Origin of the sequence: Comamonas testosteroni, assembly GCF_030505195.1 — a bacterium.
In the GTDB taxonomy this organism is placed as follows: Bacteria; Pseudomonadota; Gammaproteobacteria; order Burkholderiales; family Burkholderiaceae_C; genus Comamonas; species Comamonas testosteroni_G.
In genome coordinates, this window is sequence record NZ_CP129672.1 from 3,781,703 (window position 1) to 3,806,058 (window position 24,356).

Annotated in this window: 18 protein-coding genes; 11 read left to right on the forward strand and 7 right to left on the reverse strand. The window is 65.6% G+C overall.

Annotation, left to right across the window (positions count from 1 at the left end):
• Positions 1 to 27: 27 nt before the first annotated feature.
• Together apbC and QYQ99_RS17440 are read left to right on the forward strand one after the other, a co-directional pair.
• Entirely contained in the window at positions 28 to 1,119 is a 1,092-nt protein-coding gene (gene apbC, locus QYQ99_RS17435) for an iron-sulfur cluster carrier protein ApbC (protein WP_302089302.1), read from the forward strand.
• The gene (locus QYQ99_RS17440) at positions 1,119 to 2,090 is read left to right on the forward strand and encodes a LysR family transcriptional regulator (RefSeq protein WP_302089303.1); all 972 of its coding nucleotides are present in this window, start codon (positions 1,119 to 1,121) and stop codon (positions 2,088 to 2,090) included. The genes apbC and QYQ99_RS17440 overlap by 1 nt, the downstream gene beginning before the upstream one ends.
• Here QYQ99_RS17440 and QYQ99_RS17445 read toward each other — a convergent pair.
• The 5 genes from QYQ99_RS17445 to QYQ99_RS17465 form a co-directional block, all read right to left on the reverse strand.
• Entirely contained in the window at positions 2,087 to 4,447 is a 2,361-nt protein-coding gene (locus tag QYQ99_RS17445; RefSeq protein ID WP_302089304.1) for a xanthine dehydrogenase family protein molybdopterin-binding subunit, read from the reverse strand. The genes QYQ99_RS17440 and QYQ99_RS17445 overlap by 4 nt on opposite strands.
• A 107-nt stretch (positions 4,448 to 4,554) precedes the next feature.
• Positions 4,555 to 5,253 carry an N-carbamoylsarcosine amidohydrolase gene (locus QYQ99_RS17450; RefSeq protein WP_302089305.1) on the reverse strand — a complete coding sequence of 233 codons (699 nt, stop codon included), beginning with the start codon at positions 5,251 to 5,253 and terminating at the stop codon, positions 4,555 to 4,557.
• On the reverse strand, positions 5,250 to 6,335 hold the full coding sequence (locus QYQ99_RS17455) for a 2,5-dihydroxypyridine 5,6-dioxygenase (RefSeq protein ID WP_302089306.1): 1,086 nt from the start codon (positions 6,333 to 6,335) through the stop codon (positions 5,250 to 5,252). Before QYQ99_RS17455 ends, QYQ99_RS17450 begins: the two co-directional genes overlap by 4 nt.
• A gap of 118 nt (positions 6,336 to 6,453) precedes the next feature.
• Complete coding sequence (locus tag QYQ99_RS17460) at positions 6,454 to 7,287, reverse strand: alpha/beta fold hydrolase (RefSeq protein ID WP_302089307.1); 834 nt, start codon at positions 7,285 to 7,287, stop codon at positions 6,454 to 6,456.
• Between the two features lie 11 nt (positions 7,288 to 7,298).
• On the reverse strand, positions 7,299 to 8,078 hold the full coding sequence (locus QYQ99_RS17465) for a maleate cis-trans isomerase family protein (RefSeq protein ID WP_302089308.1): 780 nt from the start codon (positions 8,076 to 8,078) through the stop codon (positions 7,299 to 7,301).
• A gap of 322 nt (positions 8,079 to 8,400) precedes the next feature.
• Between QYQ99_RS17465 and QYQ99_RS17470 the strand changes: the two genes are divergently transcribed.
• The 4 genes from QYQ99_RS17470 to QYQ99_RS17485 all read left to right on the forward strand — a co-directional run bounded on the left by QYQ99_RS17470 (position 8,401) and on the right by QYQ99_RS17485 (position 14,839).
• Positions 8,401 to 9,558 (forward strand): FAD-dependent monooxygenase, encoded by a 1,158-nt coding sequence (locus QYQ99_RS17470; RefSeq protein ID WP_302089309.1) that lies wholly within the window; start codon positions 8,401 to 8,403, stop codon positions 9,556 to 9,558.
• 95 nt (positions 9,559 to 9,653) lie between these two features.
• On the forward strand, positions 9,654 to 10,211 hold the full coding sequence (locus QYQ99_RS17475; RefSeq protein ID WP_302089310.1) for a (2Fe-2S)-binding protein: 558 nt from the start codon (positions 9,654 to 9,656) through the stop codon (positions 10,209 to 10,211).
• Entirely contained in the window at positions 10,208 to 13,180 is a 2,973-nt protein-coding gene (locus QYQ99_RS17480; RefSeq protein ID WP_302089311.1) for a c-type cytochrome, read from the forward strand. The genes QYQ99_RS17475 and QYQ99_RS17480 overlap by 4 nt, the downstream gene beginning before the upstream one ends.
• A gap of 342 nt (positions 13,181 to 13,522) precedes the next feature.
• A complete protein-coding gene (locus QYQ99_RS17485; RefSeq protein ID WP_302089312.1) occupies positions 13,523 to 14,839 on the forward strand; it encodes an MFS transporter in 1,317 nt (438 codons plus the stop codon).
• 92 nt (positions 14,840 to 14,931) lie between these two features.
• Here the strand turns inward: QYQ99_RS17485 and QYQ99_RS17490 are convergent, their stop codons facing one another.
• The gene (locus QYQ99_RS17490) at positions 14,932 to 15,375 is read right to left on the reverse strand and encodes a MarR family winged helix-turn-helix transcriptional regulator (protein ID WP_302089313.1); all 444 of its coding nucleotides are present in this window, start codon (positions 15,373 to 15,375) and stop codon (positions 14,932 to 14,934) included.
• Positions 15,376 to 15,685: 310 nt separating this feature from the next.
• Between QYQ99_RS17490 and QYQ99_RS17495 the strand changes: the two genes are divergently transcribed.
• The 4 genes from QYQ99_RS17495 to QYQ99_RS17510 all read left to right on the forward strand — a co-directional run bounded on the left by QYQ99_RS17495 (position 15,686) and on the right by QYQ99_RS17510 (position 22,051).
• Positions 15,686 to 17,851 (forward strand): formate dehydrogenase subunit gamma, encoded by a 2,166-nt coding sequence (locus QYQ99_RS17495; protein WP_302089314.1) that lies wholly within the window; start codon positions 15,686 to 15,688, stop codon positions 17,849 to 17,851.
• Between the two features lie 10 nt (positions 17,852 to 17,861).
• Positions 17,862 to 20,762 carry a formate dehydrogenase subunit alpha gene (gene fdhF, locus QYQ99_RS17500; RefSeq protein WP_302089315.1) on the forward strand — a complete coding sequence of 967 codons (2,901 nt, stop codon included), beginning with the start codon at positions 17,862 to 17,864 and terminating at the stop codon, positions 20,760 to 20,762.
• Positions 20,762 to 21,001, forward strand: coding sequence for a formate dehydrogenase subunit delta (locus QYQ99_RS17505; RefSeq protein ID WP_302089316.1), 240 nt, complete (start codon positions 20,762 to 20,764; stop codon positions 20,999 to 21,001). The genes fdhF and QYQ99_RS17505 overlap by 1 nt, the downstream gene beginning before the upstream one ends.
• 120 nt (positions 21,002 to 21,121) lie before the next feature.
• Complete coding sequence (locus QYQ99_RS17510; protein ID WP_302089317.1) at positions 21,122 to 22,051, forward strand: DMT family transporter; 930 nt, start codon at positions 21,122 to 21,124, stop codon at positions 22,049 to 22,051.
• 114 nt (positions 22,052 to 22,165) lie between these two features.
• On the opposite strand, the gene QYQ99_RS17515 is transcribed toward QYQ99_RS17510, so the two are convergent.
• Positions 22,166 to 22,801, reverse strand: coding sequence for a TetR/AcrR family transcriptional regulator (locus QYQ99_RS17515; protein WP_302089318.1), 636 nt, complete (start codon positions 22,799 to 22,801; stop codon positions 22,166 to 22,168).
• Positions 22,802 to 23,029: 228 nt separating this feature from the next.
• Between QYQ99_RS17515 and QYQ99_RS17520 the strand changes: the two genes are divergently transcribed.
• On the forward strand, positions 23,030 to 24,355 hold the full coding sequence (locus QYQ99_RS17520) for an NAD(P)/FAD-dependent oxidoreductase (protein WP_302089319.1): 1,326 nt from the start codon (positions 23,030 to 23,032) through the stop codon (positions 24,353 to 24,355).
• The last annotated feature ends 1 nt before the right edge of the window (position 24,356 follow it).

Genomic DNA, 24,356 nt, shown 5'->3' on the forward strand with positions numbered 1-24,356 from the left:
GAAGAAACCTCTGGAAAACTAAATCCAATGGCTGTTACAGAACAAGCGCTTCTGAGCGCGCTGGCCACCGTGCTTGATCCGCACACTGGCAAGGACTTTGTGAGCACGCGCGCCCTGCGCAATCTGCAGATCGCGGGTGACGATGTGTCGTTCGACGTGGAGATGGGCTATCCCGCCAGCAGTCTGCATCCTGCGCTGCGCAGCCAGTTCATCGCTGCAGCCAGGACGGTGGCCGGCGTGGGCAATGTCTCGGTCAACATCACCACCAAGGTGGCCTCGCATGCCGTGCAGCGCGGCGTGCAACTGCTGCCCGGGGTGAAGAACATCATCGCCATCTCCTCCGGCAAGGGCGGCGTGGGCAAGAGCACGACCACGGCCAATCTGGCACTGGCGCTGGCCGCCGAAGGTGCGCGCGTGGGCATTCTGGACGCCGATATCTACGGCCCCAGCCAGCCCATGATGATGGGCGTCTCGGGCAAGCCCGAGAGCCACGACGGCAAGACCATGGAGCCGCTGGAGAACCATGGCGTGCAGGTCATGTCCATCGGTCTGCTGGTCAACAACGACCAGGCCATGATCTGGCGCGGCCCCATGGCCACCCAGGCGCTGGAGCAGATGCTGCGCCAGACCAACTGGAAGGATCTGGACTATCTGCTGGTGGACATGCCGCCCGGAACCGGTGATATCCAGCTGACGCTGTCCCAGCGCGTGCCCATGACGGGCGCCGTGGTGGTGACCACGCCCCAGGACATCGCCCTGATCGATGCCAAGAAGGGCATTCAGATGTTCGAGAAGGTCGGCGTGCCGATTCTCGGCCTGGTCGAAAACATGGCCGCCCATGTCTGCACCAATTGCGGCCATGTCGAGCATATCTTTGGCGCCGACGGCGGCAAGAAGATGGCCGGCGAGCAGAACATCGACTATCTGGGCGCGCTGCCCCTGTCGCTGCAGATCCGTCTGCAGGCCGACAGCGGCAAGCCCACAGTGGTGGCCGATCCCGAGAGCGAAGCCGCCCAGGTCTACAAAAAGGTCGCCCGCGATCTGGCCGTGAAGGTGGCTCTCAAGGCCAAGGACTTCTCCAGCAAGTTCCCCACGATCACGGTTAGCAGCAATACCTGATGAACCTTCTGACCTCGATGCGTTATCTGGTGGCGCTCAACGAGCACCGCCATTTCGCAAGGGCGGCGCAGGCCTGCCATATCACGCAGCCCGCACTGTCCAATGCGCTCAAGGCGCTGGAGGAGGAGTTCGGTGCCGTCATCGTGCGCAGGGGGCGGTCGTTTGCAGGTTTCTCGCCTGAGGGCGAGCAGGTGCTGGCGACGGCTCTGGCCATGCTGCGCGCAGAGGAGGGCTTGCGCCAGGACCTGAGCGCTGCGGCAGGAGCGCTGCGCGGTCAGTTGCGCATGGCCGCCGTACCTACGGCCATGCCCATGCTCACGCGCTTTGCGGCCATGCTGCGCCAGCGGCATCCCGGCATCATGCCCGTGGTGCTGTCCATGAGCTCGGCCGAGATCGAGAGCGGGCTCGAAGACCTGTCCCTGGACCTGGCTTTGGGCTACAGCGCGCGCATGCCGCCGCGCGGCCCGCGCCTGCAGTCCTGGCCTCAGTACCAGGAGCACTACTACCTGCTGTGCCGGGATACGCAGTGCGACAGCCGCCCCTTTGCTTTCGGGGCCGACATCGCCTGGAGCGAGGTGGCCGGCATGCCGCTGTGCCTGCTCACGCCCGACATGCACAACCGCACGGTGATCGACGAGGCCTTTGCCGCCGTGCAGCGCGAAGTGCAGCCCGCCATGGAAACGAATTCCGTGCTGAGTCTGGTCATGGCCGTGGCCGAAAGCATCCGCGAGGATGGAGGTGCCATGGTCACCGTGCTGCCTGGTGCCATGGTGGCCACGGTGCGCCACATGCCGGGCCTGATCGCGCGGCCGTTGCGATCGCCCGAGTTGGTCACGCCTATAGGCTTCATGACTCAGCAGGGCATGGCACCCACACGGGCTCTGTTGGCCGCGCTGGAGCTGCAGGACGATGCCGGGTGGCGCGTGCAGTGCCTGCGGCACGCGGGGGCGCTGAAGGACTGGGCGGTTTAGGCGGGCTGGGGCCGCTGGCCTGCCAGCGCAGTCTCTGGCGCGGCATTCAGTGCAGTATTCAGCGCTGCGCGCACCACGTCGGGCGTGAAGGGCGCGGCGTAGAAGCGCCGGCCGGTGGCGTCGAACAGGGCATTGGCCAGCGCGGCCGGGCCGGGGACCGAGGCCGATTCGCCCGCGCCCATGGGGGGCTCGTCCTGGCGGGGCATCAGCACGACTTCGATGGGCGGCAGATCGCGGAAGCCGATGATGGGGTAGCCGCCCCATTCGCGACTGGCCACGCCATGCTCGTTGAAAGCCACCTTCTCCATCAGGCTGCGGCTCAGCGTTTGTATGACGTTGCCGTGGATCTGGTGACGCACGCCGTCGGGGTTGACCATCATTCCCGTGTCCTGGCCCACGACCAGGCGCTGCACGGCGATGCGTCCGCTGGCGGGGTCCACGGTGATGTCGATGACCCAGGCGGCCCAGGCCGCGCCAAAGCCGGGAAAGCGGCTGTGGATGTAGCGCGCATAGGCTATGCCGCGCCCGTGCAGCAGACCGTCGGTGCCGGGCTGTCCCCGGCTTCCGCGCTGGCCTTGCTGCCATTGCGCATGGTGGGCCGTGGCATGGATCAGCTCGACGGCACGTGGGTCGTCCAGATGGCGAACGCGGTAGTCCACGGGGTCGGCATCGGCCGCATGGGCCAGCTCGTCGATCATGCAGTCGTGGGCAAAAGAGTTGGGCAGGGCCGAGACGCCGCGCAGCCAGGACGAGCGCACGATGGGCGCCATGTCATGGCAGGCGATGCGCTGGCTGGCGTAGCGGTAGGGCGGCACGGCTGTGCGGTCGCCCATCTCCAGCGTGCGCGGCTCGCCCGGGATGCGGCCCGTGAGCAGCAGGGCCAGCAGCGGCGCGTCGTTGGAGGGGTAGCGCACGGCAAAGTCGTAGGCCAGCAGGTCGCCCCGGGCGTTGATGGCAGCGCTCACGTCCATGAGCTGGGCCGTGCCCTTGGGCTCCCACTGGTGTTCCTGCTCGCGCGTGAGCTGAACGCGCACGGGCGCACCCACGGCCATGGACAGCAGGGCGGCGTCGGCGCAGACATCGTCGGCACAGTTGCGGCCGTAGCAGCCGGCCGCCTCCAGGCGAACGATCTCGATGCGATCTTCGCCCAGTTGCAACAGGCGGTCCAGATCGGTGCGCAGCATGTGGGGGTTCTGCGTGCCGGCCCAGAGCTTGAGGCGGCCCTCGCTGAAATCGGCAACGGCGCAGGACGGGCCGATGGAGGCATGCATCTGGTAGGGCCAGACATAGCTGCGGCGCAGCATGGTGGCTGCACCCGTGCCGACGCCCGTGCCCGTGCCCGCGCCCGCGAAGGCGTCATCCACGGGGCCTTGATCGACCAGGGCGCGGTGCTGGGCGGGATTGGCGCGTATCGCCGCATCCAGATCGGATAGGTCCGGCGCAGGCGGCACGGCCTGCCATTGCACGCGCAGCGCGCGCATGGCGGCAATGGCCTGTTCCTCGCGGTCGGCGACCACGCCGACGAAATCGCCTTCGGTGACCACCTGCACGTTGCCGGGAAGGTGGGCCACGGAGTCGCGGTCCACGCTCACCAGGCAGCGGCCGATGAAGTCGCCGCCGTCGCGGCCTGGATGCGGCGGGCGGATCACGCGGCCATGGCGCATGCCCGGCACGCGCACATCGTGGACAAAGCTGAGTTCGCCCGTGGCCTTGGCGGGAATGTCCACGCGCGCCGCGCCCCGGCCCACCAGCCGGTAGTCGCTGGCAGGCTTGAGCTTTACCTCCTGCTCGGGTGGGGCGAGGGTCAGCTGCAGTTGCTGGCCGCGCAGCAGCTCGCCATAGCCGAGTTGGCGGGCATCGCTGCCATCGGCAAGGCGCACCGTGCCTTCGCGTGCCTGTAGCCGGGCCGCCGCCACGCTCCATCGCTGCGCGGCCAGCGCCAGCAACTGCTCGCGCGCCTGGGCGGCGGCGCGTCGCAGCGGCACGGCCGAGATCTGGATGCTGGCGCTGGCAATGGTCGGACCCTGGTTGGGGGCGGCGGCCGTGTGGCCCAGCACCATGTCCAGGCGCTCCAGTGACACTTCCAGTTCTTCTGCCACGATCTGTGCCAGGGCCGTGCGTATGCCCGTGCCCAGGTCCACATGGCCGTTGAAGGCCAGGGCGCGCCAGCCCTGCGGTGCATCTTCGTCAGCGAGCACGGCGACGAAGATTTCGGGTGTGGACTGCACGTAGTCGGTGGCCGTGCCGGGCTGGCCGGGCGCAGGGCGTGGCGGCGCCACGGGCTGGCGCACCACAAGCAGGGTGTCGGCGCGCTTGAGCAGCTGAATGTGCTGGGCTTGAGGCTGGGGCAGGTTCATGGGGCGGTGTTCTTCACTGGCACGCGTTCAGGCGTGCCCTGTGCATGTTATGCACTGTGGGGCCGGCTGCGCAGGGCCGGCACCATAGGCGCGTTGGCGCGGTGGGATCAACCAGCGCAGAGGGCGTCGGTGTCGGCGATGGCCTGGCTCAGCGGCATCACCGCCGCATACTTTTGCGCCATGTCGAACAGGTTGGCCTCGTGCGGGCCCAGAGCCCGGTCGCCGCAGCAGTCGGCCACCACCAGCGGGCGAAATCCCGACTGCATGGCATCGACCACGCTGGCGCGTACGCAGCCGCTGGTCACGCAGCCGGCCACCACCAGGGTCTGCACGCCGCGCTGGGCCAGCCAGGGTGCAAGCATGGTGCCGAAGAAGGCCGAGGGCGTGCTCTTGCGCACCACATATTCGCCGGCGGCCGGGGTCAGCTCGGGCACGATGGCGCTGTGGTGGCTGTCTTCCTTCAGGGTCAGCATGCCGGGCACCTTCAGGCAGAAGATGTTGTGGTCGGCATCGTCGTCCGAGAACACGATGCGGCTGTGCGCCACGGGCCAGCCGCGCGCGCGTGCATGGGCCAGCAGGTGCTGTGTCTGGACTATGGCTTCGGGGATGTTGCCGCCGCCGAAGACGGCCGGGTCGGCAAAGCCGTTGACGAAGTCGATGATGAGCAGGCCGAACGGTGCCTTCAGCGGCAGCGGCGTGCCGAAACCCTGGCGCGCATAAACCGAGATGTCAGCGGAGATGTCGCCCTGCACGCCCTCGGTGGGGATGCTCTGGGGGCCGGTGTTCGGCAAGGTGGTGGTTGTCATGCAATGTCCTTTCCTGGCTTGGACCTTTTGGCGGCGCGCGCCAGTCCTTGATCGTCCTGCACCACGCCGTTGATGACCGTGGGCTTGCCATCCAGCGCCACCGAGCAGTGGCGCATGGGGATGTCGATGTGGCAGGCCGTGGTGCGGCTGCCGCCGGCCTCGTTGTTGGGTCCCATGGACCACAGGAAGTTGCCCTCGAAGGCACGCGCATCCATGCCGATGTGGGTTTCCTTGTCGTAGTGGGCCAGCATGGACCAGTGAGCGCGTGGCTGCAGGCCCCAGCCGATGTGGGAGACGGCGTAGGCTTCAGGGTCCTCGTAGGAAGCCATGTATTCCTTGAGGATGTCGGCCTGCAGGCCGCCGCTGATGCGCGTGACGTAGCCCTTTTCGATGACGAGTTCGATGGGCTCGGTCACGTAGTCCTTCATGGGCAGCAGGATGTCGCCCCGGTCCAGGACCACGCGGCCGTTGCTCTCGCCCTCGTCGGGCCAGGTCAGCACGAAGCCGCTGGGCCAGTGGTCCCAGCGGCCGGGCTGGTCCACGAAGCCGTATTCGCTGATGGCCGGAAAGCTGCCCAGCCGGCAGCGCAGGTCGGTGCCCGCGGCCGAGGTGATGTGCATCTGGCTGGCGGCTTCGATGAGCCGGGATGCCGCCTGCACGCGCGCACGGTCGCCCTCGGTGGGCACCAGGCGGCACAGCACCTCGGGCGGCTCCACGGCCAGCAGGATCTTGGTGCCGGTCTGCAGGATCTCGTGCTGCTCGGGCGAGAACAGCAGCGTCATCAGATCCAGCACCAGATCGCTGGCCTTGAGCGCGGCGATGGCGGCGGGGTTGCCGGTCAGCGACGTCGTGCCCAGGTAGGCCAGCGAGTCGCGGCTCAGTGATTTTTCGGCGTTGACGGGCGGCAGGTCCAGGCGATTGACGCGCGCCCCCATGTCGCTGGAGGCGGCAATGGCGCAGCGCAGTGTCTGCGGGTGCGTGTCGGCGCCCGTGAGCACGGTGACGGTCTGGCCGGCTTCGAGCCGGGACAGCGTGAGCACCTGCTTCCAGGCGTGGATCAGATCGATATCGCTGACGGACATGGTCGGCTCCTTGATTGACTGGGATATGGGTGGTGGGCGCGTGAATTTCGCCAGAGACACCAAGCAAGGGCCGCCCCGCAGCGAGGGTGTCGTCCCCTGGGGGAAGCGGCGCAGCCGCTCAGGGGGGGCATATGCTTGCTCCGAGGAAATCGCCCAGGGCGGCGTAGAAGCCGGCCTCGTTGTCCCAGGGAATCATGTGGCCGGCATTGGGCACGCGCACATGCGCGGTCTGGGGGGCCAGGCTTTGCCACTCGGCCACGTCCTCGCTGCGCACCACGTCGCCGCGCTCGGCCGTGACCAGCAGCAGCGGGTGCAGGATGCGGGGCAGGTCGGCATGGATGTCGTCACGGCCGAAGTCCTCGAAGCTCTGCACGATGGCCGGCTCGTGGCAGGTGTGCAGCCACTGGGCGCGCAACTGGCGCTGCTCTTCGGTCCAGGTGGGGCAGAAGGCGCGCATGGCTTCGGCATCCATGCCCAGCGTGGCCTGGCGGATGGAGTCCACATACCAGGGCAGGGCGGCCGGGTAGGCGCGGCGGCCCGGGCCGGAGACCGGTGGATCGACGATGACCAGGCGGGTGAGTCCCGCCGGCTGGCTGCGCGCGGCGCGCACGGCAATGCGTGCGCCCATGGAGTGGCCGACCAGCGCCCAGCGCGAAAGGCCCAGTGCCTGGGCGAAGGCGGTCACGTCGGCCGCCTGGGCATCGAGTCCATAGTCCAGGCCCGGGCCCGAGGACGACAGGCCGCGCCCGCGCACGTCCAGCACATAGGTGTCGAACTGACGGCCCAGGTGTTCGGCCACAAAGCCCCAGGTCACGGCCGGGCTCGTGATGCCGGGGATCAGGATGACGGCGTCGCGCTGCGCGCGCTCGCCTTTGGTGCCGCCGTAGCGCAGATAGTGCTGGCGTATGCCGTTGGCGTGGACGTTGCCGCCGTAGAGAAACGTGCTGGTCATGCGGTTTCTCCTCAGGCCTTGGCCGCCGTATCGTAGGGATAGGCGCCCGACAGCAGCGCACCTGCGCCCGGCACCACGGGATCCAGGCCCAGCTCCTTGAGGATGGCGTAGGTGGTGGCGATGGAGGCGGTCAGCACGGGCTTGCCGGTTTCGGCCTCGACCTGGGCCACGGCCGGCAGCGAGGGCATCTGCACGCAGGCCGACAGCACGATCACGTCGGCGTCGGCGTAGTTCATGCCGGCCACGATGCCGGGCAGCTTGGCAGGATCGTGGCGGCCCACATCCAGGTTGTCGGGGATCTCCAGCGCGCGCCAGTCCACGATCTCGAAGCCTTCGGCGGCCACGTAGTCCATGACCAGCTGGGTCAGCGGAATCATGTAGGGCGCCACCAGGGCAATCTTCTTGGCACCCATGACCTTGAGCGCTTCCACCAGCGCGCCGGCGCTGGTGATCACGGGGGCGGTGGCGCCATTGCTGGCCGTGCGCTCGGTCAGGCGCTGCTGCGAGACGCGGTGGTAGCCCTTGCCCATGGCCATGATGGCCACCAGGCAGGCATAGCCCAGCACATCCACCCGCGCGTCGCTCAGTTCCAGCGCGCAGCGGTCGCTTTCGGCGTCCATGGCGGCCAGCTCTTCCTTTTGCACCTTCTTCATGCGCATGCGGCTGGAGTGGAAGGTGAAGCGGTCCTGCGGGCGCAGTGTGGAGTGGGCCTGCAGCATGGCCGGCACTTCGGTCTCCATGGTGGTGTTGGAGCTGGGGACGATCTGGCCGATGCGGAACGTTGGGGTCATGACTTGCCTTTGCAGAGTTTTGAGGGTTTCTGATCAGAATCAACTGAGTGTGTACGCTTTATTCTTGCAAAAGATATGCCGTCTTGCAAATGACGTTTTACTCGGTGTTTGTACTTATTTGGTGCGGAAATTGCACCAAAAATGGGGAATTTCAATTTATTCTGCCGCCACATGGTGCATGCGTAATTTCAAAAATTTAAGTGCATACACCTGAATTAAGCGTTTTGTTGCCTGGCACGCTTCCTGCTCTCAAGCATTCATGGACGCGCCGAAGCAACGGTTGCCCCGTCTGGCTTTCAACATTCCTGCAAGGAGAAAAACTGTGTCTCAATCCCCTCGAATCGCCGTTGTCGGTGCCGGTCTCGGCGGGGCCGCTGCTGCCAAGCTGCTGCTCCAGGAAGGCTTCAATGTCCGTGTCTATGAGCAGGCGCCCAGCTTCTCTCGCCTGGGGGCCGGCATCCATGTCGGTCCCAATGTGATGAAGATCCTGCGCCGCATCGGCATCGAGGACGCGCTCAACGAGCAGGGCTCGCATCCCGACTACTGGTACAGCCGCCACTGGCAGACGGGCGACGTGCTGGCCCAGATCCCGCTGGGCGACTACGCCGTCAAGGAATACGGTGCCAGCTATCTCACCGTGCACCGCGGCGACTTTCATGCGCTGCTGGTCGAGGCCCTGCCCGACAGCGTGATGGCCTACGGCAAGTTCCTGACCAAGGTGGAGGATCGGGGCAATGTGGTGCTCATGCACTTTGCCGATGGCACGACCGAAGAGGCCGACATCGTCATCGGTGCCGATGGCGTGAACTCCCGCATCCGCGAAGAGTTGCTGGGCCCCGAGCTGCCCAAGTACGCCGGCTACCTGGCCCACCGCGCCGTATTCCCCACGCCCGAGGTCAAGGCCGGCATGCTGCCCTTCGACGCCTGCGTGAAGTGGTGGAGCGAAGACCGCCACATGATGACCTACTTCGTCACCGGCAAGGCCGACGAGCTGTACTACGTGACCGGCGTGCCCGTCGAGAAGTGGGACCTCGACGACCGCTGGCTGCCCAGCAGCAAGGAAGAGATGCGCGAGGCCTTCTCGGGCTGGCACCCTACGGTGCAGGCGCTGATCGACGCCACCGTGGAAGTGACCAAGTGGTCGCTGCTGGAGCGCGATCCGCTGCCGCTGTGGAGCCGTGGCCGCCTGGTGCTGCTGGGCGATGCCTGCCACCCCATGAAGCCCCACATGGCCCAGGGCGCGGCCATGGCCATCGAGGACGGCGCCATGCTGGCGCGCTGCCTCAAGGAAGTTGGCGCGCACAACCATGAGCTGGCCTTCGCGCTGTACGAGGCCAACCGTGCCGAGCGCGCCAGCAAGGTGCAGCGCATCTCGCACGACAACACCTGGCTGCGCACCAACGAGGATCCGTCCTGGTGCTTCGGCTACGACGTGTTCAACGTGCCCCTGGTCGAGCCCAGGGTCAAGGCCGCTGCCTGATACTCGCTGCCCTGCCGGACAGGGGAGCAATACTCCTCTCCCGTCCGGCAGCAGAACGCCGACATCCTGAACCGCAGTTGCAAGAGCCTCGCCCCATGGGAATCCCAGTTCATTCAAGTAGCCACTCCCACCTCATAGTCCTGCAGGTCAATGCACACGCATGCGAGGTGCCGGCCGCGCCAGGGACGGCGCTGCTGCATGTGCTGCGCAATGACCTGGAGCTGAACGGGCCCAAATACGGCTGCGGCCTGGGTGAGTGCGGTGCCTGCACGGTGCTGATCGATGGCGTGGCCGCGCGTTCCTGCGTGATTCCCGTGAAGGCGGCTGTGGGCCGAGAAGTGACGACGCTGGAAGGCCTGGGATCGCGCCAGTGCCCGGGCCCCACGCAGCAGGCCTTCATTGACTGCCAGGCGGCCCAGTGCGGCTACTGTCTCAACGGCATGATCATGACGGTGGAGGCCCTGCTGCGTCGCAACCCGAACCCCACGGAGCAGGAGCTGCGCAACGAGCTGCACCACAACCTGTGCCGCTGCGGCACGCATGTGGAAATCATGCAGGCGGCCCTGCGCGCCGTGCAGCTGCGTGCGCAACGCGCCACGCTGCAGGCACCCTCCGGCGTTCCATCTTCCAGCACGGGCGAGGTCCAGCCATGAACACGGGCGACAACATCCCCGCTCTGCCTTCCGAGCTGCTGCACGGCCTGGCGCTGCGCCCACCCGTCGCGGCCTGGGACGGGCTGCGCTACCGGGGCAGCGTGCCCGCCCATGCGCGGCTGGACCAGGCGCAGGCCATGGCCGGCGTGGTGGCCGCCGTGCAGCGCGAACATTTTCTGGGCGTGGTGGCCGTGGCGCCCGTCCATGCGCGGCAGGCGCTTGCCAGTCTGGTGCCTGTCTGGCAGGACGGGCAGGCGGCCTTGCCGCATCGCCCAGTCTCTCACTCCCCCGGATCGCAGGAATCCCACGAGTCGATCGATACCGGCCGCTATGTCTGGCGCATGGCCGGTGCGGGTGCCGGTTGCGGCACGGCACGCGTGGCTGCGTGGTGCCTGGACGGCCATGCCAGCCTCTGGCTGCCGCCTTGCGAAGTCGACGTACGCCAGATGATCGGCCGTGAACTGGCCGCGCTGCTGCAGTGCCAGGAATCCGCGCTGCGGCTGTTCAGCGTGCCGGCCATGGGCTCTGGCGGCGTGCATCCACTGGACCTCATGGATGCGGCCGCTGATGCGGCCCTGCTGTCCCATGCCGTGGGCCGGCCCGTCAGCGTGGCCTGCGAGGCCGGGGCTGCGGGCATGGGCGACAGCCGCGAGCTGGTGCTGCGCATGGATGCGCAGCCTTCGCAGGCGCTTGAAGCGGGTGCGGCGGTGCAGGCCCATGCCGGCAATGCATCGCTGCGGCCCGAGCTGCTGTCGGACACCCCCTGGGCCGTGCGTCCCAGCATGGCGCGCCTGCTGAGTCAGCCCGGCCTGACGCGCGCTGCGGCCCTGGCCACCGTGCTCGGTGCCGGCGAAGTGCGCGAGTGCAAAGTTGCGGCCAGCCTGCGGCATGCCGGTGTCGACGATCTGAATGCCGCCCAGGTCTTTGCCCATGAAAGCCACTGGCATGAGCAGGCCCTGGGCCTGGGGCAAGACCCTCTTCAATGGCGCCTGCAGCACCTGCCCGAAGGCCCGGTGCGCGATCTCGCGCAGCAGGTGGCCGAGCGTGCACAGACGTCACCGCAAGATGCCATTCCGCAAGACGCCGATGGCCGCCTGCTGGGCCGGGGCTTTGCCACTGCCCAGTTGCAGACTCTGGATGCGCAGGGCACCGACCTGCATGCCTGGAGCGCCTGGGTGGCCGAGGTGGCCGTGCATCCGCTCACCGGCGAGATCGAGGTCACCCGTGTTGTGGCTGGCCATGACAGTCGTAGTCTGCAAGCGGCCCGGGCTGCCAGCACGCGGCCCGAGATCTTGCAGCAGGATTCGCCGTTGCTGGCCGATGCGCGCCGGCTGCTGGGCACGGCCGCCGCTTTTGACGACTGGGCTGGCTCCGTCGCTTCCGCTGCCGGTTTCGATGTGATCGCCAGGCCTGGTTCCGAGCTGGCGCAGCATGCACGCGGCGATGTAGGGCCCATCCGCCAGGGCGATCTGGCGCTGGACGGCGTGGCCACGCTGCCCGCCGCCGCCGCCATTGCCAACGCCATTCACCATGCAACGGGCGTGCGCCTGCGCGAAGTGCCCTTCCAGCCCGAACAACTGCGCCTGGCCTTGGCCGGCGAGGGCGCTGGAAAGCCATCCGCTGCAAGGGCCGGTCGTGGCTGGGGCTGGCTGGCTGCAGGCGCCGCGGGCCTTGCCGGCATGGCCGCCATGGCCTGGCCGCTGAAGCCGGCCCTGCCGCTGACTGATGGGCCGGACGTCTCCCTGTACTCGCCGCAGGCCCTGGAGCGCGGCCGCCTGGTGGCGGCTGCGGGTGACTGCGTGGTCTGCCACACGGCGCCGGGCGGTGCCTCCAATGCGGGAGGCTTGGGGCTGGAGACGCCGTTCGGCACCATCTACTCCACCAACATCACGCCCGACAAGGAAACCGGCATCGGGCGCTGGTCTTATGCGGCCTTCGAGCGCGCCATGCGCCACGGCATCCACCAGGATGGCCGCCAGCTGTATCCGGCCTTCCCGTACACGGCCTTCGCCAAACTCAGCGATGGCGATCTGCAGGCCCTCTATGGCTACCTGATGTCCCAGCCCGCCGTGAAGGCCAAGGCCCCCGAGACGCAACTGGCCTTTCCCTACAACCTGCGCCCGGCCATGGCCGGCTGGAACGTGCTGTTCCACGACGCCACGCCCTTCAAGGCCGACCCCGCGCGCAGTGCCGAATGGAACCGGGGTGCCTATCTGGTCGAGGGCGCGGGCCACTGCGCGGCCTGCCACTCGCCGCGCAACGCACTGGGTGCCGAAAAGAGCGGCATCCACTATCTGGGCGGTGGCGAGGCCGAAGGCTGGAGCGCCCCCGCGCTCAACCAGCTGGCCGGCGGCAAGCTGCCCTGGAGCCGCGAGGAGCTTTACCAGTACCTGCGCACCGGCTTCTCGGCCCGCCATGGCGTGGCGGCGGGGCCCATGGCGCCCGTCATCCACGGCCTGGCCCAGTTGCCTGAAGCCGATGTGCGCGCCATGGCCAGGTATCTGACGGAACTGCCGGGCCAGGATGCACTGGATGCGCAGCCGGCGCCGGCACATGCCGCGCCCCTGGCTCCTCTGACTGCGACTGCGGCCGCATCGGTGGCCATGCCTGCGCCGGCGATGGAGCGCCAGGTCAACGGCGAACGCATCTACCAGAACGCCTGCGCGGTCTGCCATGAGGCGGGCAGCGGGCCCACGCTGTTCGGCGTCAAGCCTCTGCTGGCCCTGAACACCAACCTGCATGCCGCAAGCCCGGACAACCTGGTCCAGGTCATCCTGAACGGCATCCAGACACCCGCCGACGATGCGCTGGGCTATATGCCCGGCTTCAGGGACAGCCTGGACGACAAACAGATTGCGGACCTGCTCGGATATTTGCGTCAACGATTTGCACCGGAGGAAAAAGCTTGGCCAGACGATACGAAGACGATTAAGCGGCTGCGCGCTCAGGTGCAGGCGCATGCGCCCTAGGCGCGGCAATGGGCGGCGGCACGGGCGATGCCGCGGATATGGATCTCTTGCCCTGGAATCTCTCCAGGGTCCGGGTCCGGACATCTGATGCTGGGGACAGGGGATGGACAGCCACGGACGGAGCTATCGATATGCCGACCGTATGGAATGTGCCCATCGCCTGGATGCAGATACCGACATCTGGAATCTTTTTCATCGGTCCATGGAAATGGCGCCGAGGGAGTGGTTCGTTCTGGATGTGTGATGGGTGGAAAGCACTGTACGGATAGGCCCGGGCCGAATGGCGGTGCTTGCGAGAAAGACAGATTCAACAATTGCGATGGCTAAAAAAGGAGTCCCTGCATGTCATCTACATATATTTCAGTGGAAAAAGGCATCCAGACTGCGGGTGTGGGCAAGTTTCAGTACCGGCTGTTCGTGATCTTCGGCCTGGTCTGGCTGGCGGATGCCATGCAGGTGCTGTCCATTGGTTTCAGTGCGCCGTCCATTGCCAAGACTTTCGGCAAGACCGTGCCCGAGGCGCTGCAGACCGGCACCTTCTTCTTCATCGGCATGCTGATCGGTGCCTTCGTCTTCGGCAGACTGGCAGACCGCATAGGCCGCCGCCCGGTGCTGATGATGGCCGTGGTGATCGACGCCTTCGCCGGCGTGGCTTCGGCCTTTGCGCCCGAGTTCGCCTGGCTGCTGGTGCTGCGCTTCATCACCGGCATCGGCGTGGGCGGCACGCTGCCCGTGGACTACACCATGATGGCCGAGTTCCTGCCCAGCGACCGCCGTGGCCGCTGGCTGGTGCTGCTGGAGTCGTTCTGGGCCGTGGGCACCATCTTCCTGGCCATCCTGGCGCTGGTAGCCGTTTATTGGGGCGAGGATGCCTGGCGCGTGATCTTTTTCGTGACCGGACTGCCGGCGCTGATCGGTGTGGTGCTGCGCTTCTACATCCCCGAGTCGCCCATGTACCTGAACCGTAACGGCAAGTCCGAGGAGGCGCGCAAGGTGCTGCAGCGGGTGGCCAAGGTCAACGGAACCACCGTGGAAATCCCCCCCCTGCAGCCTGAAAAGCAGGAGCGCAAATCCATCCTCGCGCTGTTCAACGGCGACCTGCGCCGCCGCAGCCTCTCGCTGTTCCTGGCCTGGGCGCTGATCTCCATCGCCTACTACGGCGTCTTTGTCTACCTGCCCGTCAAGCTCAGCAGCGAGGGCTTCGCCTTCATGCGCGGCCAGGTCTTCCTGGTGGTGCTGGCGCTGGTGCAACTGCCCGGATTTGCGCTGTCGGCCTACGGCGTGGAGCGCTGGGGCCGCAAGCCCACGCTGATCGGCTTCCTGCTGCTCAGCGCCGTCGGCTGCATGCTCTACAGCCTGGGCTCCTCGCCCTTCGTGGTGATCGGATCGACGCTGCTGATGAGCTTCTCGCTGCTGGGTACCTGGGGCGCGTTGTATGCCTTCACGCCCGAGGTCTACCCGACCGACCTGCGCGCCAGCGGCATGGGCATGGCAGGCGCCGTGGCGCGCTTCGGCGGCCTGTTCGCCCCGGCCATCATCGCACCCATCATGGCCACCCACTTCACCCTGGCCCTGGCCGTGCTGTCGGCGATGCTGGTCGGTGGTGCGCTGTCGATCTGGGCGGTGGATGTGGAATCGCGCAACCGGGCGCTGGATTGATGACGGCCTGAGCTGACGGAGAGGTCGGCTCAGCAAAAAGGCCAGAAGGATTGCTCCTTCTGGCCTTTGGTTTTTTGGAGGGCTGCAACGGCTCAGTCGCAGTCGCTGCCTTCCAGCATCTTTCTGAGCAGGAAATCCAGCGCCAGACGCTCCGCAGGATTGAGCTTGCCGTAGGTGCTTTCGGTGATCTGCTTGGCAAAGGGCTCCATGTCGTGCACCAGATCCTGACCGGCTTCGGTGAGGTTGATGACGACCTTGCGCCGGTCCATGCGGTCATGCTCCACCTGCACCAGTTCGCGCTGCTTGAGCCGGTCCACCACGCCGCGTATGGTGGCCTGATCGATCACCGTGGCCTTGACGATGTCGGCCAGCGAGCTGCCTTTGTTGTCACGCACGGAGCACAGCACCACGAATTGCGCCGCCGTGAGCTGAGAGTCGGGAATGTACTGCTGAAAAAGCGCGGCATGCCTTTGATAGACGCGTCGCAGCAGGTGGCCGATCTGGTCCGAAAAGTGATAGCCATCCTGTGGCGTCATGGCTGATGGCGGCTGCTGAATCATGGTTCGTGTGAGCTTACCAAAAATCACGCCAATTACCGTGATCTGCGACAAGTCAGGCACATGGACAGACGCTGCAAAACCGCGTCAAAGCAGCACATGCGGCAAAGGAGAGCATCAGGGCCTGCAGGCATATCGGCGCAGGCTGCCAGCTCATTCGCGCATTGAATGGTGCAATCAGGAATATGAATTTGACGGCGTACCGCTCAGGGCTTGAAATGGAAGGTGAGACAAAGCGTCTGCGCAACAGACCGCACCGCTTCCACAATGAAAGCCAGTTGGGATACCCATGCCAGCCATTCAAGGGAAGATCATTCCCATCACCTTCGACGCAGCCGCCAGTGCCGGTTCCGCACTCGGTGGCCATGAACGCGAAGCCCTCGAGCACGCCATTGCCGAGCATGCATCGCGCCCTGGCTCTCTGATCGAGCTGCTGCACGCTCTGCAAAATACGCTGGGCTTTATCCCGCGTGCTGCCGTGCCCGTCATTGCCCAGGCCCTGAATCTTTCGCGTGCCGAGGTCCATGGTGTTGTCAGTTATTACCCGCATTTGCGCGAGCAGCCCCATGGCAGGACGCTGATCCAGGTCTGCCGGGCCGAAGCCTGCAAGTCGCGTGGCGGCGATGCACTGTTCGCCCATGCGCAAGCGACACTGGGCTGCCAGTCCCATGGCACGAGCGCCGATGGCAGCGTGACGCTTGAGCCGGTTTACTGCCTGGGGCTGTGCGCCCAGTCGCCGGCCGTGATGGTCGACGAGAGCGAAGTCCATGCGCAGATGACTGCGGACCGGTTCGATGCCCTGATGGAGGAAATTCAGCAAAAACAGCTTGAAACCAAGGCAGGTGAATCGAAACCAGCTATCGAAAATGAAGCTGTCGATGCCGCGCGCATCTATGTGCCGCGCGATGCCGCAGCCCTGGCCGTGGGCGCGGATGCGGTGGCCGACGCGCTGCAGCGCGAGTGCGCGGCGCGAGGCCTGGCGGTGGAGCTGGTACGCAACGGCTCGCGCGGCTTGCTGTGGCTGGAGACCCTGGTCGAAGTCGAGACTGCGCAGGGCCGTGTGGCCTACGGCCCGGTCCAGGCGGCTGACGTTGCAGGTCTGCTGGACGCCGGCATGCTGCAGGGCCAGCCCCATGCGCTATGCCATGGGCTGACCGAGCAGATGCCTTATCTGGCACGGCAGGAGCGTCTGACTTTTGCGCGCGTGGGCATCATCGATCCGCTGAGCCTGCGGGACTACGAGGCCCATGGCGGCTGGAAAGGCCTCAGGGCTGCTGCGGCCATGGCCCCCGAAGCCATCGTCCAGCAGGTGCTGGACTCCGGCCTGCGCGGTCGCGGCGGGGCGGCATTTCCGGCGGGGATCAAATGGAAGACCGTGGCGGCTGCAGAGAATGTGGGAGCAGGGTCGCAGAAATACATTGCCTGCAATGCCGACGAAGGCGATTCGGGCACGTTTGCCGACCGTCTGCTGATGGAGGGCGACCCGTTCTGTCTGATCGAGGGCATGGCGATCGCTGGTCTGGCCGTCGGCGCAACGCAGGGCTATATCTATGTGCGCAGCGAATATCCGCATGCGATTGCGGTGCTGAACGAGGCGATTGCACGTGCCAGTGCTGCGGGTTGGCTGGGCGGCAATGTGGCCGGCAGCGGCAAGGCGTTCTATCTGCAGGTGCGCAAGGGTGCGGGCAGCTATGTCTGCGGCGAGGAGACCGCCATGCTCGAGAGCATCGAAGGCAAGCGCGGCATTGTGCGTGCCAAGCCTCCGTTGCCTGCGATCGAAGGCCTGTTCGGCAAGCCCACGGTCATCAACAATGTGATCACGCTGGCGACCGTGCCCATCATCCTGGCCAGGGGCGCGGCCTTCTACCAGGGCTACGGCATGGGCCGCTCGCGCGGCACACTGCCGTTCCAGCTGGCAGGCAATATTGCGCAAGGCGGCCTGGTGGAAAAAGCCTTCGGTCTTACGCTGCGCGAGCTGGTGCAGGACTTTGGCGGCGGCACGGCCACGGGCCGGCCCGTCAAGGCGATTCAGGTGGGCGGCCCGCTGGGCAGCTACGTGGCGCCCGGGGACTGGGATGATCCGCTGGACTACGAAGCCTATGCCGCAAAAGGCAACGTGGTTGGCCATGGCGGGCTGGTCGTGCATGACGATCAGGCCGATATGGCACAACTGGCGCGCTATGCCATGGAGTTCTGCGCCATCGAGTCCTGCGGCAAATGCACGCCCTGTCGCATCGGCTCCACGCGAGGGGTGGAGGTGATCGATCGCATCACACGTCAAGGCGGCGCCGAGCATGCAGCCAATGTGGCGCTGCTCGAGAGCCTGTGCGACACCATGCAGCACAGCAGCCTGTGCGCCATGGGGGGCATGACCCCCTATCCGGTGCGCTCTGCGCTGCAGCACTATCCGCAGGACTTCGGTATCGAGCCCGTGCAGACCGTGAACCCCGCCTGAGGAGAGAGCCATGCTGGAACATCTGAAGAACACTGATTGCGGAACGCCTGCCAGCCTGTCCGAGGAACGGGTCACGCTGCATATCGACGGCCGCGAGGTCACCGTGCCCAAGGGCACATCGCTGATGCGCGCAGCCGTCGATGGCGGCATCAAGGTGCCCAAGCTCTGTGCCACGGATTCGCTGGAGCCCTTTGGTTCCTGCCGGCTGTGTCTGGTGCAGATCGAGGGGCGCAAGGGCTTTCCTGCGTCCTGCACCACGCCTGCCGAAGCGGGCATGAAGGTGCGCACCCAGAGCCCGCAGCTGCAGGAGCTGCGCAAGGGCGTGATGGAGCTCTATATCTCCGACCACCCGCTCGATTGCCTGACCTGCTCGTCCAACGGCGACTGCGAGCTGCAGGACATGGCCGGAGTGGTCGGTCTGCGCGAGGTGCGCTATGGCATGGATGGAGCCAACCACTTCAAGGGCGAAGCCAGGGCGGAGGTCGATACCTCCAATCCCTATTTCAACTACGACCCCAGCAAGTGCATTGTCTGCAATCGCTGCGTGCGCGCCTGCGAGGAAACGCAGGGCACGTTTGCGCTGACGATCAGCGGACGCGGTTTCGAGTCTCGCATCACGGCAGGCCAGGGCGACGGCTTCATGGCCAGCGACTGCGTGAGCTGCGGCGCCTGCGTGCAGGCCTGCCCCACGGCCACCTTGCAGGAAAAGACCGTAGTCGAGCTGGGCCAGAGCGAGCACAGCGAGATCACCACCTGCGCCTACTGCGGCGTGGGCTGCGGCTTCAAGGCCGAGATGAAGGGCGAGCAGGTGGTGCGCATGGTGCCCTGGAAGGACGGCAAGGCCAACGAAGGCCATGCCTGCGTCAAGGGGCGTTTTGCCTGGGGCTATGCCACGCACAAGGATCGCATCACAAAGCCCATGATTCGCGCCAAGATCAGCGATCCCTGGCGTGAAGTCAGCTGGGAAGAGGCCATTGGCCATGCGGCCAGCGAGTTCCGCCGCATCCAGGCCAAGCACGGCAGGGACTCGATTGGTGGCATCACCTCATCGCGCTGCACCAACGAGGAGACCTATCTGGTGCAGAAGCTGATCCGGGCCGCATTCGGCAATAACAATGTCGATACCTGTGCGCGTGTCTGTCACTCGCCCACGGGCTATGGTCTGGGCCAGACCTATGGCACGTCGGCAGGCACCCAGACCTTCAAGTCAGTGGAACAGTCCGATGTGATCATGGTCATAGGCGCCAATCCCACGGCGGCGCATCCGGTGTTTGGTTCACGCATGAAAAAGCGCCTGCGCGCGGGTGCCAGACTCATCGTGATCGACCCGCGCGAGATCGAGCTCGTCAACTCGCCCCATGTCAAGGCCGACTACCACCTGCAGCTGAGGCCCGGCACCAATGTGGCCATGATCACGGCGCTGGCTCATGTGATCGTCACCGAGGGCTGGCTGGCCGATGCCTATATTGACGAGCGCTGTGACGCCAAGTCCTTTGCGCAATGGAAGGAGTTCGTTGCCAGGCCGGAGAACTCGCCCGAGGCCACTGCCGACATCACCGGCGTGGCTCCCGAGCTGGTGCGCGGTGCGGCGCGGTTGTATGCCTTGGGCAGTGCAGATCATCCCCAAGGAAAGCAGGTCAACTCGGCCATCTACTACGGCCTGGGCGTGACCGAACATGCCCAGGGCTCGACCATGGTCATGGGCATTGCCAATCTGGCCATGGCCACGGGCAATGTGGGTCGCGAAGGTGTGGGCGTGAACCCGCTGCGCGGCCAGAACAATGTCCAGGGCTCCTGTGACATGGGCAGCTTTCCACACGAGCTGCCGGGCTATCGCCATATCTCGGACAGCATCACGCGCGCCGAGTTTGAAGGTGCCTGGGGCGTGAAGCTCAGTCCCGAGCCGGGCTTGCGCATTCCCAATATGTTCGAGGCCGCGCTGGAAGGCAGCTTCATGGGCCTGTACTGCGAGGGCGAGGACATCGTGCAGTCCGACCCCAACACCCAGCATGTGACGGCAGCGCTGTCGGCCATGGAATGCGTGGTGGTGCAGGACATCTTCCTCAACGAAACCGCCAAGTACGCCCATGTGTTCCTGCCCGGCTCGTCCTTCATGGAAAAGGACGGCACGTTCACCAATGCCGAGCGCCGCATCTCGCGTGTGACCCAGCTCATGCAGCCGCTGGCCGGCTATGCCGACTGGGAGGTGACGCAGCTGCTGTCCAAAGCGCTTGGCTATCCCATGAACTATGGCCATCCGCGCGAGATCATGGCCGAGATTGCGCAGCTGACCCCCACTTTTGCAGGCGTGAGCTACGAGAAGATCGAGCGCCTGGGCAGCGTGCAGTGGCCCTGCAATGAAGGCACCGAAGAGGCGGGAACGGCCATCATGCACAAGGAAAAATTTGTGCGTGGCAAGGGCCGTTTCATCATCACCCAGTATGTGGCCACGGATGAAAAGGTCACGCAGCGCTTTCCGCTGCTGCTGACCACCGGGCGCATTCTCTCGCAGTACAACGTGGGCGCGCAGACGCGGCGCACGCCCAACAGCCAGTGGCATGGCGAGGACAGGCTGGAAATCCACCCCCATGATGCCGAGGATCGCGGTATACGCGATGGTGACTGGGTGGGCATTGAAAGCCGTGCCGGCCAGACGGTATTGCGCGCCACGGTGACCGAGCGCATACAGCCCGGCGTGGTCTACACGACCTTCCACTTCCCGGAATCGGGTGCCAATGTCATCACCACCGACAGCTCGGACTGGGCCACCAACTGCCCCGAGTACAAGGTGACGGCCGTGCAGGTACTGCCCGTGGCGCAGCCTTCAAGCTGGCAGCAAGGCTACAAGCGTTTCAACGACCAGCAGCTCGGTCATCTGGCCGCAGCTCAGCTGGAGATGGGAGGCCAGTGATGGACGTGAACAACCTGATCCGCATGGCCAATCGCATAGCCGAGTTCTTCGAGTCCATGCCCGAACATGACGAGGCGCTCGACGGTGTTGCCCAGCATATCCAGAAGTTCTGGGAGCCGCGCATGCGGCTTCGGATTCTGGCGGCCTTGAACGAGCCTTCCGAGGCCGCGCAGCTGCGGCCTCTGGTGCGCGACGCGCTGCACAAGCATGCGGCAATGCTGGGCCATGTGCAGACATAGCGCTGCGCACTGAAAAAGAGCAGCCTCTGCGCCCGTTGCGGGTATATTGGGTCTTCAGATCCCTGATCTGAGCCGCTGCCCGCAATCGAATGGCCGCGGCTTTTTTTATTGACCATCTTCATGACTTCCGAATCCGTCAAGAGCTCTTTGATGAGCGCACATCTGCGCCTGCTGGGCATGGCCCTGATGTGGGGCGCTTCCTGGCCGGCAGGCCGCATTCTGGCGCTCAATATGCCGCCGTTGGCCGCATCGGCGCTGCGCTTTTTGCTGGCCGCGACCCTGTTGCTGCCCTGGCTGTATTTCTCGGGCGGGCTGGGTGCTCTGAGGCACTGGTCTGCCAAGACCTGGCTGGGCATGTTTGCGGCAGGCGCGACCGGGGTGTTCGGCTACGCCAGCTTTTTCCTCACGGGTCTGCAGCATCTGCCCGCGGGCAAGGCGGCGCTGCTCATCACGCTCAATCCGGTGGTCACGCTGGCGTTCGCCGTGTGGCTTTTCAAGGAACGCATCAACGCCACCATTGCGCTGGGCATGTTGCTGGCGGCCTGCGGTGCCGTGGTGGTCATCTCGCATGGCGATCCCATGCAATTGCTCAACGGAACGGTAGGGGTGGGCGAGATGCTGATTCTGGGCTGCGTGGCCTGCTGGGTTTGCTACACACTGATTGGCCGCGCCATGCTGGCAGGCGTGAATGCGCTGGCTGCGACCACCGTTACTTCCATTTTCGGTGCCTTGCTGCTTGTGGCCGCCAGCCTGGTGCTGGAGGGCCCGCAGGGGCTGGTTTCGGCATTTCAGGCCAGTGGCACGGCCTGGACTGCCATGGTCTTCATGGCCTATGGCTCCACGGCCCTGGCCTATGCCTGGTACTTTGCGGGCGTCAAATCGCTGGGCGCGGGTGCCGCCTCGGGCTATATCACGCTGGTGCCGGTGATCGGCGTTCTGCTTTCAGCCCTGTTGCTGGGCGAGAGCATTGAAGGCCCCATGGTGCTCGGCGGCGCCATGGCCGTGCTGGGTACAGCCGTGATGAACTGGGGGCGTCGGTCAACAGCCTGAGGCCGGTCTTCCTATTTGACAGCATGAAGCGCTGGCGCAGAAATCGCGTCAAGCCGCTTTGACTGAATATAGGCCTGGCTTGTTCAGGGTGCCCAAGCCGCTGCTGCCTGCGGATCAAGCCTGTTTGATCGTGCCTGCGTTCACGATCATCTGGGAGACCACCTCCAACTGATGTTCGGCTGCTGCATCGTCAATCTCGAACAGGCGCATGACGGCCAGGCCTCGCAGCGCGGCAAACACCACAGATGCAAAGTGGCTGGGCTGAGGGTGGCGCTCGGCGATTTCCGGGAAAACCTTCACGAAGTGTTCGAAGGAGGCGGGGTCATATTGGGAGCGGTGCGCGTTGATGCGCTCGAATAGCGGCGTGCTCTTGCAGCCGAAAAACATGCTCCAGGTCGCCACATAGCTGGGTTGGGCATAAAGGCTTTGCCAGGCCCTGCGCACGAATTCGCGAGCGCGCGGCTCCAGCGGCAGCTGCGCGGCATCTTCGGGCCAGCCTGCGCCCGCAGCCGCCAGCGGCGCCATGATTTCATCGACCACCTGCTCCATCAGCGCCTGGCGGCTGCCGAACTGGTGCTGCACCGCCCCCAGCGTGACTTTGGCGCCACGCGCAATTTCCTGCAGATTGGTTTGCTGAAACCCAACTTTCTGTAGCAGCCGTATGGCGGATTTGATGATCTTGCGCTGAGTGGTCTGACTGCGTTCTGCCTGGGTACGGCGGGGGGCGGTTTTGCTTCCTGTTTGATTCATGGGCTGCGTGTGTGATTCATAAGGCGTCGATGACGCACCACACCAGATGCTACACGCTCCGGCACTGATGGCTGGATGGGCCTGTCTGGGTAAATTCACCCTCGGGTAATCCATGATGAATAAAGATTAAACGTTTAATGTTTTATGTTTTAGACTCCGCCTCCATTGTTGTTCATCAGCGACCTTGGAGAGCTAGTCAGCTTCCGAGGGCTGTTATTGGAAACCGCCATGTCACGCTCTGTTTACCGCCTTCCCGCCGACGACCGCACCAATGGATGGAGCGCGCTGCTGGGAACTCGTCAGCCGAAGGCGCCGCTGCAGGGCGATGTGGCGGTGGACTGGGTCATCGTGGGCGCCGGCTATGCGGGGCTGGCGGCAGCACGCCAGCTGGCACAACAGCAACCTGATGCTTCCATCGCCGTGGTGGATGCGGGCGTGGTGGGGGAGAATGCCTCGGGCCGAAACTCCGGCTTCGCAATCGATCTTCCGCACAGCTCGGCGCCATCGGACGCCGCCGTGGAGGCGGGCCGCAGCGTGATCCGCGTCAACCGCTTTGCCGTGGATGCGCTGGAGCGGGCAGTGACTGAGCACAGCATCTCCTGCGGCTGGCAAAAGCGCGGCCGCTACCACGTGGCAGTGACGGAGGAGGTGGCGCAGAAGTCGCTCAAGCCCTATGCACGCAATCTGGATGCCTGGCAGGAGCCCCATGAATATCTGGATCGTGATGCGCTGCGCCAACGCATAGGCTCCAATTACTACGCGGCAGCCGTCTACACGCCGGGCACGCGCCTCATGAATCCCGCGGCGCTGGTGCGTGGTCTGGCCGACAGCCTGCCGTCCCAGGTGCAGCTGTTCGAGAACTCGCCGGTCATCGAGGCGAAGCTCGAAGGCGCGGCTCCCTTTGTCCGCACGGCCCAGGGCAGCATCCGTGCGCGCAAGGTCATTCTGGCCGTCAATGCGTTCTCGCAGTCATTTGGCGTCTACCAGGAGCGCCAGGTACCCATTTTGCTGTTCGCCAGCCTGACTCACCCGCTCAGCGATGCCCAGATCGCCCAGCTGGGAACCGATGCCGCCTGGGGCGTGACGCCCGCGCACGGCGTGGCGGGCTCCACGGTACGTCTGACGCATGACCGGCGGCTGATGATCCGCCAGGGGTTCGAGTATTCACCCAGCCTGCGCACCACTGACGGGCGCCGCGCCAAGGCCAGGGCTATGAACCAGGCGCTGCTGCGCCGCCGCTTTCCACAGCTCGGGGCCATCGAGCTCGAGCATTTCTGGATGGGTTGGCTGGCGGTCTCGCACAACCATGCGCCCGCCTTCGGCCGGATTGGCGACAACGCCTGGGCAGCGTCCTGCTGCAACGGCTCGGGCATCGTGCGCCACACCGCCGCCGGCGTGCTGATCGCCGACCTGGCGCTGGGCCGCAAGAACCCGCTGATCGACGACTTCCTCGTCGAGGGCACTGCCAACTACATCCCGCCGCGCCCGCTGCGCGATGTCGGCGTGGGACTCACGCTGGCCTGGGATATGTGGCGTGGCCGGGCCGAGCAGTAAG